The organism is Metabacillus sp. RB-C-LZQ-3-1 (assembly GCF_058315175.1).
Genome location: NZ_JBZFLI010000002.1, coordinates 1 through 14,106, shown reverse-complemented (window position 1 = coordinate 14,106; position 14,106 = coordinate 1). Strand labels below are relative to the sequence as shown.

The 14,106-nt window shown below is 34.5% G+C and carries 16 protein-coding genes; all 16 read right to left on the bottom strand.

Annotation, left to right across the window (positions count from 1 at the left end; translation table 11 throughout):
• Positions 1-15: 15 nt before the first annotated feature.
• Positions 16-1,281, bottom strand: coding sequence for a flagellar motor switch phosphatase FliY (gene fliY / locus AC4GZ8_RS03470; protein ID WP_491080435.1), 1,266 nt, complete (start codon positions 1,279-1,281; stop codon positions 16-18).
• On the bottom strand, positions 1,271-2,269 hold the full coding sequence (fliM, locus tag AC4GZ8_RS03465) for a flagellar motor switch protein FliM (RefSeq protein WP_491080434.1): 999 nt from the start codon (positions 2,267-2,269) through the stop codon (positions 1,271-1,273). Before fliM ends, fliY begins: the two co-directional genes overlap by 11 nt.
• Before the next feature lie 33 nt (positions 2,270-2,302).
• The gene (gene fliL, locus AC4GZ8_RS03460; RefSeq protein WP_491080433.1) at positions 2,303-2,731 is read right to left on the bottom strand and encodes a flagellar basal body-associated protein FliL; all 429 of its coding nucleotides are present in this window, start codon (positions 2,729-2,731) and stop codon (positions 2,303-2,305) included.
• Complete coding sequence (locus tag AC4GZ8_RS03455; RefSeq protein ID WP_491080845.1) at positions 2,728-2,946, bottom strand: flagellar FlbD family protein; 219 nt, start codon at positions 2,944-2,946, stop codon at positions 2,728-2,730. The genes fliL and AC4GZ8_RS03455 overlap by 4 nt, the downstream gene beginning before the upstream one ends.
• A gap of 49 nt (positions 2,947-2,995) precedes the next feature.
• On the bottom strand, positions 2,996-4,507 hold the full coding sequence (locus tag AC4GZ8_RS03450) for a flagellar hook-basal body complex protein (RefSeq protein ID WP_491080432.1): 1,512 nt from the start codon (positions 4,505-4,507) through the stop codon (positions 2,996-2,998).
• Positions 4,508-4,612: 105 nt separating this feature from the next.
• Positions 4,613-5,041, bottom strand: coding sequence for a flagellar hook assembly protein FlgD (flgD, locus tag AC4GZ8_RS03445; RefSeq protein WP_491080431.1), 429 nt, complete (start codon positions 5,039-5,041; stop codon positions 4,613-4,615).
• A gap of 12 nt (positions 5,042-5,053) precedes the next feature.
• Positions 5,054-6,700, bottom strand: coding sequence for a flagellar hook-length control protein FliK (locus AC4GZ8_RS03440; RefSeq protein WP_491080430.1), 1,647 nt, complete (start codon positions 6,698-6,700; stop codon positions 5,054-5,056).
• A 16-nt stretch (positions 6,701-6,716) separates the two neighbouring features.
• Complete coding sequence (locus AC4GZ8_RS03435; protein WP_491080429.1) at positions 6,717-7,310, bottom strand: MotE family protein; 594 nt, start codon at positions 7,308-7,310, stop codon at positions 6,717-6,719.
• Positions 7,311-7,320: 10 nt separating this feature from the next.
• Entirely contained in the window at positions 7,321-7,764 is a 444-nt protein-coding gene (gene fliJ, locus AC4GZ8_RS03430; RefSeq protein WP_491080428.1) for a flagellar export protein FliJ, read from the bottom strand.
• Positions 7,764-9,083, bottom strand: coding sequence for a flagellar protein export ATPase FliI (gene fliI / locus AC4GZ8_RS03425; protein WP_491080844.1), 1,320 nt, complete (start codon positions 9,081-9,083; stop codon positions 7,764-7,766). Before fliI ends, fliJ begins: the two co-directional genes overlap by 1 nt.
• A gap of 13 nt (positions 9,084-9,096) precedes the next feature.
• A complete protein-coding gene (fliH, locus tag AC4GZ8_RS03420; RefSeq protein WP_491080427.1) occupies positions 9,097-9,849 on the bottom strand; it encodes a flagellar assembly protein FliH in 753 nt (250 codons plus the stop codon).
• On the bottom strand, positions 9,842-10,858 hold the full coding sequence (gene fliG / locus AC4GZ8_RS03415) for a flagellar motor switch protein FliG (RefSeq protein WP_491080426.1): 1,017 nt from the start codon (positions 10,856-10,858) through the stop codon (positions 9,842-9,844). The genes fliH and fliG overlap by 8 nt, the downstream gene beginning before the upstream one ends.
• Before the next feature lie 12 nt (positions 10,859-10,870).
• Positions 10,871-12,472 carry a flagellar basal-body MS-ring/collar protein FliF gene (gene fliF / locus AC4GZ8_RS03410; protein WP_491080425.1) on the bottom strand — a complete coding sequence of 534 codons (1,602 nt, stop codon included), beginning with the start codon at positions 12,470-12,472 and terminating at the stop codon, positions 10,871-10,873.
• A gap of 166 nt (positions 12,473-12,638) precedes the next feature.
• Positions 12,639-12,953 (bottom strand): flagellar hook-basal body complex protein FliE, encoded by a 315-nt coding sequence (fliE, locus tag AC4GZ8_RS03405; protein WP_491080424.1) that lies wholly within the window; start codon positions 12,951-12,953, stop codon positions 12,639-12,641.
• Positions 12,954-12,962: 9 nt separating this feature from the next.
• Positions 12,963-13,412, bottom strand: coding sequence for a flagellar basal body rod protein FlgC (flgC, locus tag AC4GZ8_RS03400; protein ID WP_491080423.1), 450 nt, complete (start codon positions 13,410-13,412; stop codon positions 12,963-12,965).
• A gap of 2 nt (positions 13,413-13,414) precedes the next feature.
• Positions 13,415-13,807 carry a flagellar basal body rod protein FlgB gene (flgB, locus tag AC4GZ8_RS03395; RefSeq protein WP_491080422.1) on the bottom strand — a complete coding sequence of 131 codons (393 nt, stop codon included), beginning with the start codon at positions 13,805-13,807 and terminating at the stop codon, positions 13,415-13,417.
• Positions 13,808-14,106: the final 299 nt, after the last annotated feature.

Below are 14,106 nucleotides of genomic sequence, written 5' to 3'. Positions count from 1 at the left end.
TCCTAATTTGAAAGTTTATTTTAATTTATTTAATCTTTCAGATTTACTAATAATATCTGTTACACGGACTCCGAAGTTCTCGTCGATTACAACAACTTCCCCTTTTGCAACAATCTTATTATTTACTAATATATCAACATGTTCACCAGCAAGCTTATCTAATTCAATAATGGAACCTGAGGATAATTCCAGGATTTCTTTTACAGAACGTTTTGTTCTGCCTAATTCTACCGTTACCTTTAAAGGAATATCTAACAGCATATCTAAGTTTTGAATTTCTTGTTGTTGATACGAAATTTGCTCAAAAGAAGCAAACTCAACAGGCTTTACATTGACTGATGGCTGCTCTCTATGTTGAATAGGCTGCTTTGAAGCAGTTCCATACATTGGTTGTCCCATATGTTGCTGGTACATAGGGTTTTCATAGTTTGGTTGTTGTTGCTGCATTTGTTGTTCATAGACTTGTTGACCAATAGAGGTGCTTTGTTGGACATTTTGTTGATATGAAGGTGACACCTCTTGTGTTAGTGTTTGTGGTTCTTGGACATCTTCTATCGCTTCCATAGTAGCTGCCTCTTGCTTTGGATTGATTAATTGGTCGATTAAATCCTTTGCAAAATTTAGTGGTAATAATTGCATAATATTTGAATCTATCAATGTTCCAATCTTTAGCCTGAATGATACCTGTACTAATAAATCCTCATTTGGAATTGTATTCACATCATCTGTTTCATTTGCGTCAAGAAGTTCAACAGAAGGAGGTGAAATATCTACTTTTTTATTAAAAATAGTTGACATTGATGTAGCGGCAGAACCCATCATTTGATTCATTGCTTCCTGTACAGCACTAACCTGAATTTCCCCTAACATCTCATCAGGGCTTGTCCCGTCTCCACCAATCATTAAATCAGCTATAATGGCTGCATCACTTTGCTTAATAACAAGTAAGTTACTTCCCGAAAACCCTTCTGTATAGTTCACTTCAATCGCAACATAAGGTTGTTGAAATTGATCACCTAATTTATTTTTGTGAACGACCGACACACTTGGTGTTGTAATTTCAACCTTTTGCTGAAGAAGAGTAGATAAAGCTGTGGCTGAGCTTCCGAATGAAATATTTCCTATTTCACCTATTGCGTCTTCTTCCATTGGGTCAAAGTAATCTTCATTTTTTAATAGTACCTCTTCTTGCGTTACTGCAGGATTTTCATCTTCATCAATACTTGCTCCTTTTAAGAGTGCATCGATTTCATCCTGCGATAACATATCATTACTCACCATCTTCGTCACCTCTCGATAAGTGGTCAATAATTTGAACCGCTAATTTTTTGTTTATTTTTCCAGGTTGTCCAGTAAACTTTGGCTTATCTCCTATTTTAACCACCAATGGTTGGTCGATGGCACAATCTAATTGAATGACATCCCCAGGTTGCAATTGAAGAAAGTCTTGTATTGATAAATCCGATGTCCCAAGCTCAGCTGCAATTGTAAGATCAGCGAGATTAATTTGCCTTTTTAAAGCGTCAATCTCATGTTGTTTAGGCTCTTTCCTATCAGATTGCATCCAATAATGAACAGATAATTTTGGAATAATCGGCTCTAATACAACATGCGGAATACAAAGGTTAATCATTCCGCTTGTTTCTCCAACCTGAATATTCAAGGATATTACAACAACTGTTTCATTCGGGGAAACCATTTGTAAAAACTGTGGATTCACTTCAAAATCCAGCATGGTTGGCTCAATTTCAATTAATGACTCCCATGCCTCCTGATAATTTTCTAATGATTTTTCAAAAATATTTGATATAATTTTCGTTTCAATTTCAGTTAATTTTTCAATTTTGTTAACACTTGCCCCAATCCCCCCCATAATTCGATCCATCATAGCATATGCTATATTTGGATTAACTTCCATGAGGACTCTGCCTTCTAATGGTGCTACTTCAAAAATGTTCAAAACCGTCATTTTCGGAATCGAACGGATAAATTCTTCATACGGCAGTTGATCGACTGATCCAACCGTGATCTGTATATAGGTTCGTAATTGAGCTGAAAAATAAGTTGTTAACAATCTCGCAAAATTTTCATGTATTCTTGTTAAACTCCGAATTTGATCTTTTGAAAATCGTAATGCTCTCTTAAAATCATAAACTTTTACTTTTTTATTAGACTCTTCTTTTTTTAACTCATCTGCATCCATTTCGCCAGTTGAAATGGCCGACAGCAAGGCATCAATTTCACTTTGTGATAAAATATCACCTGCCAAAGTTTTTCACCTCCTATTTGTATTGTTGTTCAATTATTGAAGGATATAGGATGTGGTATAAACCTTATTGACCTTGCCTTCTTGCATTAATTCATTAGTTTTTTGTGTAATTGCATCTTTGAACTTATTCATGCCTTCAGTTCCTTCTAGTTGTGAAGCCTCCATGTTAGCTAGCTCAGAAATGATGATATCCTGCACTTGGAAAGACCGTTTTGTTAATTCTTCTTTTGCTTTTTTGGAATCTGTTTCAATTTTTAATGAAATGCGCACAATATTACCACTGGATAAATTTGTGGTTATTTCGGGTATATCAACAGATGCTTCAACAACCTCTTCAATAGAGGGCTCTTTATGCTCATCTTCATTTCCTATAAACTTAGTAACGATGACAAGTGCTGTAACACCAATTAATGTAATTGACCCAATAATAACAAGCATAATTGTTAAAAGCTTCTTATTCATTCCCCATAACCTCCGTGTCTTTTCTCAGGAGACAAAACATTGATATCTCGATAAAAGGAAGAAATTTTCGTAATAACCTCATGTTCAGGTTCTTTAACAACATATTTATGACCATTTGTTAAGGTAATCGTTGTATCAGGAAATGACTCAATTACTTCTATGAATAATGCATTTAAAGTAAAGGACTTTCCATTCAACCTTGTTAATTGAATCATATATTCAGAGGCTAACAAGAGTACTAAGTGTTAGCCTCTTACCCCCTTATTAACGTTTTAAATTAACTAATTCCTGTAAAATTTCATCAGATGTCGTAATAATTTTTGTGTTTGATTGGAATCCACGTTGAGCAACAATCATTTCAGTAAATTCTTCTGATAAGTCAACGTTTGACATTTCTAGTGCACCAGAAATGATGGAAGCAACGCCATCTGATCCAGCAACTGACAATTCTTCAAGTTGAATGCCATTATTATTTTTATCAATTGAACCAGAGTTAGAAGATTGTCTGAATAAATTGCCGCCTAATTTTTCTAGTCCACCAGCATTTGCGAAAGTTGCTACTCGAATTTGTCCTGCAACATTTAATTCTCCTTTAGCATTTACGAATGTTACAGTTCCATCTGGAGAAATACTAAAGCTCTGAGCTGTTAACGGAATTTGGATCAGCCCGGCTTCACCGCTTAATTTATTTGAGAACTTGGGATCTTGTAACTCTTCTGCAAGTGTTTCAAAATCCATAACAGCTCTTCCAATATTATTTAAGTCCACTGAAAAATTATCGAGATCTGAGATAAGGTTATTCATTAAAGAAAGATCATTATCCGTAACAGGATCCTCTAAATCCGGTACATCTGCAGGATACGCATTTTCAATAGAATCTATTATTGTAGTAATCTGCCTTACGATAGTTCCCAAGGGCTGAGCTGTATTAAATTCATTTATTCCATCTGTGTTAAAAGTAGTTACATTATTATTTCTGAAATTTTCTGCTAATGTATTAAATGCTGTAGCAGAGGTATCGAATTGATTTAGAATAGACTCCAGTGCCTGGTGTGCACTATTCATTGCATTATATAACGTACCGGTTTCTGGTGAACCATTCTTGCTCCAACTGCTTTGTGCATCAATGTATTCTTGATATGCATTCATCAATTCATTTGCTTGTTTAATAACACCTTCAAGTGATTCTGAAATATTAACAAACGGGTCTGTAAAATTTTTAACTGCATTTAAAGCATCCTGGGATTTATCTAAAGCTGCTTGTGAAGGTATTGTTTTTTCGCCTGCCTCACCAACAATAAACATTCCTTCAGCAGTTACAAGATAACCGCGGTCATCTAAATAAAAATTACCTGCTCGTGTATAATTTAAATCCACAGCACTATCAATAGCTCCGATAATTTGATTGTTTTTAATTTGATTTCCTTGATCAATATTAACTCTACCAATGTCTTTAATTGTAGCGACAGGAAAGAACCCATCTCCTGATAATGAAATGTCTAAAGTTCTAGATGTTGTTTGAGTTGAACCAGAAGTATGAATTGTGTCAATAGAACTAATTTTTGAACCCAGCCCTATTTGTTGTGCATTCGTTCCTCCTCGAGTTTGGGTTGCAGCAGCTGCTCCTGTAATTTGCTGATTGATTAAATCAGCAAAAGTTGTACGAGACTTTTTGTACCCATACGTATTAACATTGGCAATATTATTCCCAATAACATCTAATTTTGTTTGAAAGTTTTTCATTCCACTAATTCCTGAATATAATGAACGTAACATCAGTAGTCTCTCCCTTTAAATGATAATTAGTTACGGTTGCTTCTGTCATTCCACAACCAATTGCCTCCAAATTGATCCAGCGGTTCATTCATAATAATTGTTCTACTATGAATCTGCTTTACTTACTTTCATGATGCTATCTACTGCAATAAATTGACCATTTTCAAGTTCCAGCTCAAAGCCTGTGTCATTTTTCTTCACAGATTTGACGATTCCTATTCCTGTTTCTCCATTAGAGTCCTTCCATTCGATTTGCTTACCAATCATTTCTGAATACTTTATGATGGACTCCCCTTGAGTTTGGAGATTAATAAATTTCTCTAACATGCCAGCCATATTTGTTGTTTGCTCTAAAGTTGAAAACTGAGCCATTTGTGCGATAAATTCCTTATCTTCCATAGGATTTAACGGGTCTTGATTTTGTAATTGAGTCATTAAAATCTTCAAAAATTCATCTTTTCCAAGATTTGAACTACCTGTATTGTTTGTTTTTGGCCTGTTTTCTAATAGTAGGCTAGGATCAATTGATGTCACAATATCGACTCCTTACACAGTTGTGTTTAATGCTTCTTTCAATGAATCTATAAAAGATTCTTCTCTATTATTTTCTTCATCATGATGTTGTTGCTGGTGTTCTCTACTATTGTCATCTCTCTTTTCAGAATGATCTTTTAATGTCTTTTGAGGTTGCTCTATTTGAACCTCAAACCGTTCAATTTCTATTTGAACCGAAGGAAGTACCTGCTTTAATTGATGAATACTATGATCTAATAAATCTTTTGCTGATCCAGAAGAAGTAATGAGTCGTGCAACCATTTCACCGTTCTTTTGAATGAGTTTTACCGTAATGACACCTAAATGCTCTGGATTTAGCTTGAGTATAAGTCTATTGGTCCCATTTGGCATTTGTGCAAATTTACTGTTCTTAAAAACATTCAAAAGCTGATTTGTAAACTCCTGACGAGTAGATAAATCTGTTTTGGCAGATCCTTGTGACTCATTCTCACTTGAACTCAAATGATTTAATTGAATACCATATGTCTCTTCCCTTATTTCTTTAACAAACTTTTCAACTTGTATTTGATTATCAACTGGTTGTTTAATGGACTGAAATTGGGTATTAATTGTTTCACGGTTTGAGCCATTATGTATTTTTTCTTTCAATACATTTTTAGAATCATCTATATTATGTTTCAAGCTCTCATTACTTTTTTGATGAAATGGTAATGTTTCGATATGTTGAGATTGCTTGTATTTACTTAACTCGGGCTGTACATTTTCCTCTACCGTTTTCAATGGAAATAACTTTAATGAAAATTCTTTTTCATTTTTTTTATCATTTACCGTCATAAAATACCCATACTCATCGAAATTATTTACTGTATGGAGTTTACGATCAGTGTTTTTTAGCAAGAAATGGTTATCTGTCTTCATAAGAATTGATTGAATCATTTGCAAATCTGATGTATTCAATAAGGTATCATGATGATAGTCAAATACTCCTATGGTCTCTTTTTTCAATTCTTGATCTAGTAACCTATCGTGTAAAATCTGTCCAACTAGCTTTGCTTGATCTTTGGAATCCATATTAGCCATACTTTTTAACATGTTTTCTAAACTGGGTGTTTCGTTATTTTTAAACGAAGGAAATTCCTGTTCTAAGAATGTGTTAATTCCTGATAAAACTTGTTTAAGATCCAATTGTGGTGCGGGATTAAAAAATTCGATTGCTTTAACTACAGATAAAATATTTACAACTGAAGGTTTGTTTTTAATTTTTTCTGCAAGGTCTTTCATTGTTTGATTTTCAGCAAGTACATCTTTTACTTCATTGTTAATCACATTTACGATTGTTGGTATACCTGAATTTTCATTGATAATAGTATTTAAAGCCACGTTTTCCAACGGTTCATCAAAATACTTATCGATACCAAAAGTTTCAGATGCATTAAAATTAAGTGAAATCTGCTCCACAATACTATTTAAATCTTTCATAATCTCATCAGGAGAAATCTTTTCAGAATGAGAAAAATTCATGTGATTATCGGATTGAGTTTGCTGTCCCATACTTGTTCGAGACAATAAGTTTCGAAAACCCAAACTACTACTAGATGTAGATGTAGAGTCGAGACCATTACTTTTGCCGGAACTGCTTAATGTTTTTACATTTTGCAAAAACGGTAAAATCTCCAATAGATTGACCTCCCTCCTATTGTGAGCTTGATGATAATAAGTTTGTATATTTCACAGCATCCTCTACAGCCATTTTAGATAAAATATCCGCAACTCGTTTGTCATCAAGAGAAGACAGAATCAATAAAGCCTTATCCTGTGACAGATTTGGTATAATTTCTGCGGCTTTTTTGCTGCTCATATTATCATAAAGTTTACCAATATCTCTCGACTTGCTTTCTTCTTCAGCTTTTGCCAGTTCTTCTAGTTGCTTTTCTAAGGAAGAAATTTCTTGCGTTAACCTCTGTATTTCTTTTTCTTTAATTCCAACATCATTTTCTAATGCACTAATCATTGTCGCTTGTTCTTCGATGGTTTTCTCCAGCTTCTTATTTTCTTCCAATGTTTCTTGTTCTTTTAGTGCTTGTGCTGTTTCATCTGTATCGTCTTCTTTATTAAACAAATTCTCAACAACCGGAATAGTTGTAAACGTTGATTTTGCTTTTCCTAATACATCAAAGCCTGCAACAGATAGAATAACAACAACTAATGTTAATGTGAAAATAATCGGAATAAAGATAACAAAGAAAAACCATTGAAATTTACCATAGTCCTGCTTTTCAGTTCCCATTTGCATTCACCTAATTTCCACGGTACATATAAGTTTGTATAGAAAGATCATCCATAAATTTATTTTCAATCTTTTTATTTGTCATGACAAATTCGTTATATTGCTTTTCTTTCAACTTTTCATATTTTTTTAATTCCATGTTTTGATACATGAGCTTTGTTTGCTTTTCATTCATTCGATTACGAGTTAAAAGAACTAGGTTTTGATAATGAGAAATGGTCTTTTCGATGTTTGTCACAAATTGCTGATAGTGTCTAATTTCTTGAACAGACATACCATGATTAAGCTTTGATAGAGTATTCTCTTCTAATACTTCTTTTTGTTTTAGTGATTCATAGAGTTTATTAGCAACAGTTTCAAAATCATTCACAGACTGGTTATACTCGGCTAAAGATTGTTCTTTTTCATTTTCTTTAATATCCATAATTTTTTGAAATCGAAAATTAATTGACATTAGAAATCACCTTTTTCAATTAACAAATTAAGCGATTCAATACTCTGTTTAATTGATACTTTATCTTCTACATTTTGTTTTAAGAATGAAAGAATCTTAGGATAATACTTAATGGCTTCATCAATCTCTCGCGAAGATCCTCTTTTATATGCACCAATGTTTATTAAATCTTCAGAGTTTAAATATGTTGATAAAAGATCTCTTAGCTTTGATGCTGAGTTTCGATGATTCGAATCAATAATTTGGTTCATGACACGACTTATACTTTTTAGCACATTAATAGCTGGAAATTGACCTTTATTTGCCAATTGTCGATCTAAGACAATATGACCATCTAATATTCCTCGAACAGTATCAGAAATTGGCTCATTTAAATCATCACCATCAACTAAAACTGTATAAAATGCAGTGATTGTTCCGGCTTCATTCGTACCAGTTCTTTCTAATAGCTTTGGTAAAATAGCAAATACTGATGGTGTATAACCTTTTGTCGTTGGCGGCTCTCCTATAGCGAGTCCAATTTCACGTTGGGCCATAGCAACACGAGTAACCGAGTCCATCATAAACATGACGTTTAATCCTTTATCTCGAAAATATTCAGCGATAGCTGTGGCCGTGTATGCCGCTTTGAGTCTCATCAATGCCGGTTGGTCAGATGTGGCTACAATAACTATTGATCTTTTTAACCCTTCAGGACCTAAATCGCGATCAATAAACTCACGTACTTCTCGACCACGTTCACCAATAAGTGCAATGACATTTAAATCAGCATTTGTATTTCTTGCGATCATCCCCATTAAGGTACTTTTCCCAACGCCACTACCTGCAAATATACCAACACGTTGACCTTTACCAACTGTTAATAGACTATCAATAACTCGTACACCAACTTCCATTTTTTCATGAATTGGGGGCCGCTTCATTGGATTAGGAGGTGATTGATCTGTTGGAACGCTAGTCAATCCCTTTGGAAGAGCCATTTCGTTTAATGGTAAGCCAAAGGAATCAAGTACTTGTCCAATAAGACCTGTTCCAACTTTAACTGTTAAAGGCTCTTCAGTGGCCTCCACAATACTTCCAGGTGATATATTTGTAACTTGCAGATAAGGCATGAGAAGGACATTTTCATCCTTAAATCCAACAACTTCCGCAGGGATTTTTGTTTTAATAGTTGAACCAGCATAAATATAACATAAGTCTCCAATTGAACTTTCAGGCCCTCTTGATTCAATCATGAGCCCTACCACTCTTTTCACTTTTCCATATCGTTTATAAGAATCTAATGTATCAATTGCATGAATCAAATCTGCCGCTCTCAGGTTAGGTCACCTCTTACGCTAATAAATCGATTAAATGTTTTTTCAGTTGTTCTAACTGTGTATCAATGCTAATATCAATTCGTCCAAACGCAGACTCAATAAAACAATCATGCTCATTTAATTCTGTATTAGCATAAATGTTAAAGTCTGTGTCATTTGTCACCAATGTTCTAAGTTCGTCTTTTTGACTTAAAACTAATTCATAAAAGAGAGGATGGACATGAATTTTAATATGTTCATATTCTTTCACTTCGCTTAATCCTTTTTTAACGAGAGGAAGGAAATGATCAGGTGACTCTTTTAATTTAGTAGATATGATTTTCTCAGCAATTTTTATAGAAAGTTCTAAAATAGCATTCTCTGAAGATTGAATTTTTTCGTCATAATCATGCTTTGCTAAGTCAATAATACGATTCGATTCTTCGATAGTAGACTGATATTGTCTTAGTGCTTCCAATCTTCCAAGCTCTAACCCCTCTGCATATCCTTCTTGTCTAGCTTGCTCAATGAATTGATCACGTTCTTGTTCCCAATTATTCTTTTCAAACTCTATTTGCTGTTGAATAATTGAAGAATCTTCCATTGCCTTTTGAATAATTTGTTCCGCCTCTTCTTTTGCCGATTGAATAAGTAGAGAAGACTGCTTTACTAATTCAGGGTCTTTTTCATTCATTTTTTCTTGAAGCAAACTTCTAATTGTTTGAACAGTGATCTTCTTTTTCTCTTCTTGATGATTCGTATATTGCGATTTAATCAGCCTAGACAATAATATCATCTCCCCCGCCACGGGCTATGACAATTTCACCAGCTTCTTCAAGTCTTCTAATCACACCAACAATTCTTGATTGAGCCTCTTCTACATCGCGAAGTCTAACAGGACCCATAAATTCCATTTCTTCTTTAAACGTGTCAACCATCCTTTTAGACATGTTCTTATAAACTACTTCACGAACTTCCTCACTCGCCACTTTAAGTGATAGCATTAAGTCTTCATTTTCGACATCTCTAATCACACGCTGGATTGCCCGATTATCGAGTGTAACAATATCTTCAAACACAAACATTCTTTTCTTAATTTCTTCGGCTAAAACGGGATCTTGAATTTCTAGTGAGTCTAAAATTGTTCTTTCTGTTGTCCTGTCTACTCCATTTAACACCTCGACGACAGCTTCAATTCCACCAGTCTGTGTAAAATCTTGAGTAACAGTAGATGATAACTTTCGTTCAAGAATTTGTTCAACTTCATTTATGATTTCGGGAGCAGTTCGATCCATCACTGCGATTCTTCGTGCAACATCAGCCTGTAGCTCTTGTGGGAGCTCTGATAATATTTGACCTGATTGCGAAGGTTCTAAATATGAAAGAATAAGTGCAATTGTTTGTGGATGCTCGTTTTGAATAAAATTTAAAATTTGAGATGGATCCGCCTTTCTTGCGAAATCAAACGGTTTTACTTGCAATGACGAAGTAAGCCTATGTATGATACTTGTTGCCTTTTCTGTACCAAGAGCTTTTTCCAGCACCTCTTTTGCATAAGCAATACCACCTTGACTTATAAATTCTTGTGCCATTGCAATATCGTGAAACTCTTCTATTATCTCTTCTTTCTTTTCTGCCTCAACTTTACGAACACCAGAAATTTCCAAAGTAAGTCTTTCAATCTCTTCTTCAGATAAATGTTTATAAACAGATGCTGACACCTCTGGCCCTAAAGAGATTAAGAGAATGGCAGCTTTCTGTTTCCCTGTCAATGTGTTATTGTCTTTCCTAGCCAAAACTCAAACCTCCTAGTCCTCAGATATCCATGTACGTAATAGTTTTGCAAAATCCTCCGGATTCTCTTTTGCCATCTTTTCAAGCTGTTTTTTCCGAACGGTCGTTTCTGATTCAACTTCGTTGTTTATATCCGGAACATCAAACACTCTTTCAACAGGCATTTCATCTTCTTCGTATTCTTCTTCATCTTCTTTTTTCTTCCTAATCAAAAGAATAATTAGGGTGACAATCGCAACTAATAAGATTCCTCCAACGATATACATCCATAATGGAACTGCTTGTGCTGTTACTGTTTCTTCTACCTGTTGTTTGCCGTCAAACGGTTGAACAGAAACAACAATTTTAGAGGCGATTTCCTCATCAGTTAGAGGCTCAGCAGTATAATCCTTATTAATCGAAGTTCTCACTACTGTAGAAAGAATTTGCTGAATGTCTTCTTCTCGCTCTGGTGTGAATGAAAGAGGGTTCTCAGGATCTGGCGGTTCAACCATAACCTGAATGCCTAAATCACGAATTTTATAAGGACTTTCAACGATTTGTTTATTTATACGGTTTACTTCATTATTAATTCTTTCCTCAATTCGTTCGTAATCACCATCACCGGTACCTTCTACTGTTGCTTCGTAACCTGGAACATCAGTCTCACCCGTACCATTTACACCACCTGCAGCTGCAGCTCCATTTCCAGTATAGGCTTCGGTAATCCGCTCAACACTTACAGCAATTCCTTCGTCCTCACCTTCAATTACAGGGGATACAAGGTTTTCTTCACGATTTTCTTGTGTAAAATCGATATCAGTTGTTACTGCAACTACTACCTTATCTTGTCCCATCATAGTGCCTAATAATTTTTGGACATCTCTTTGAATGTCTTGCTCGATTTGTGATTTAATTTCTTGCTGGGAAGCATAATTAGTTCCAAGTGTAGTACTTTGACCACCATTCAAATCATAATAATTAAAGTTCTGATCCATAATAACGATATTATCCGTTGAAAGGTTTGGTACGCTTTTTGAAACTAAATGAAAAAGCGCATTAACTTTTTCCTGATCCAATTGAGCCCCTGGCTTTAGATTAAGAACGACGGAAGCAGAAGAACCTTCTGTTTGATCACCTACAAAAACTGATTCTGTTGGAAGGTTAATCATCACATTTGCATTATTTACTCCATCTATTCCTTTCATTAAATTTGCAAGCTCAGTTTGTGTTGCTTTTAATTTAATTACATCAAACTCTTTATCCGTCATCCCAAATCCAGAATCCTTACCGAAATAAGAATAATCTATCATTCCAGAATCAGGAACACCCTCTGCTGCTAACTCAACCATTAACGTGTCGACCATCTCTTTTGGTACCAATATTGATGTACCATTATTAGAGATTTCAGACTTAACACCTTTAGCATCAAGTGTTTCTTTTATTTGTCCTGTTTCAGCTGGAGAAAGATTAGAATAAAGAGGAACTAAATTCGGTCTGGACATAAAGTAAGTGGCGGTCCCAACCACTACAAAAAACAAAATAATACTAGTTATCATGATTATTTTTTGTATCTTACTTTTTTCTTTCCAATACCCGGTTAGTTTATCTTTAACATTCAGTATTTTTTCGTTCATTCCATAAAATCCCCCGGTAACAATACATTTGCTGTTCACTAATTAGAAAGACTTGGACTGTCACCTAATCCTAATGGCGAAAGTCTCCGTTTCTTTATATGATCTTCTTTAAGTCTTTTATCCTTCCTGATCTTTTCTAAATAAATTCTGTAAAATTTCAAAATGCCTATACTTGCATTCTCATCATTTCTTGATAGGCTTCAATTGCTTTATTTCTCACTTCCACTGCTGTTAAAAGTGTGATACTAGATTTTTGGGCAGTAATCATAACATCATGAAGTTCAATATTTTTCCCACTCGCCAATGCTTCTGTCATTTTATCTGATTCTATTTGTGCTTTATTAACATGATCAATTGCTTTCTTTAACACATCTCCAAAGCTTGCCTTGTTTTCTGATTGAGTTATGTTACCAGCCGTAAACTTGGGCTGTACTTGAACGGGTTGATTTGTTAACTGGAAAGGATTCACACTATTAATCATCTCTATCACCTATTTCCCTATTTCTAATGCCTTCATTAGCATTCCTTTAGATGCATTCATAACCGTTACATTTGCTTCATATGACCTTGTACTGCTAATGAGGTCGACCATTTCCTTCAACGGATCAACATTAGGCATTGCTACATAACCTTCATTATTAGCATCCGGGTGTTCTGGATCATATATGAGTTCAAAGGGAGTATCATCCTCAGTAATTTCAGTTACCTTTACCCCACCTGACATTTCCTTTGAGCCCATAGCCTTACTTAAAAAAGAAGAAAACTGACCTCCTTGTGGTTGGGTCACAACCATTTTTCTACGATATGGTTGCCATTCACCGTTCACATATTCTCCTCTTGTTGTATCCATGTTCGCCATATTTGAGGAAATAACATCCATTCTTACTCGTTGAGCTGTTAATGCCGAACCCGATGTATTGATTGAATGAAAAATAGACATTGTTAATTGCCACCTTTTATTACCGTTTTTAATGAATTAAATTTCCCGCTTAACCTTTCAATTAATGCATTATATTGAATTTGATTTTTTGCCATTTCGGTCATTTCTTGATCTATATCAACATTATTTCCGTTATGGTTGTAGTTTGTATTATTCTTCGTTACGATTCGATAACTAGAAGAATTTGAACCACCAAACTCTAAATGCTTACTGTTTGTCTTTTTTGCTTGAAGCTTTTGCATTTCATTTGTTAATGCAGTATTAAACCGAACATCTTGAGCTTTATAATTCGGGGTATCAACATTTGCAATATTATTAGAGATAACTCTTTGTTTTGCTGTTGATTGAGAAATAGCTTTTTCTAAACTTGTGATTGTATTTGAAAAAAAATTCATAATATCCCCCCACAAAATGAAACGTAGTTGCGAATCGTATAATGTCGAAATGTGTTAATTCCATCTCTAATTGTATGAAATAATAGTCTTAAAGTCTATTAAGACTTTGTAAAAAAAAGTCGGATTTTCTCCCTAATTTATAAACAGGACTATTTTACTATGCTGGTTTTACCGTATTCTAGCGTAAATTAGTATAAAGATGAGGCTTACCACTTTTGACAATAAGCAAAGCAACACACAAATCGACAAATCTCTACATATTCCTATCTTCCCATTTTATAAATGCCATTTGGTTCAAC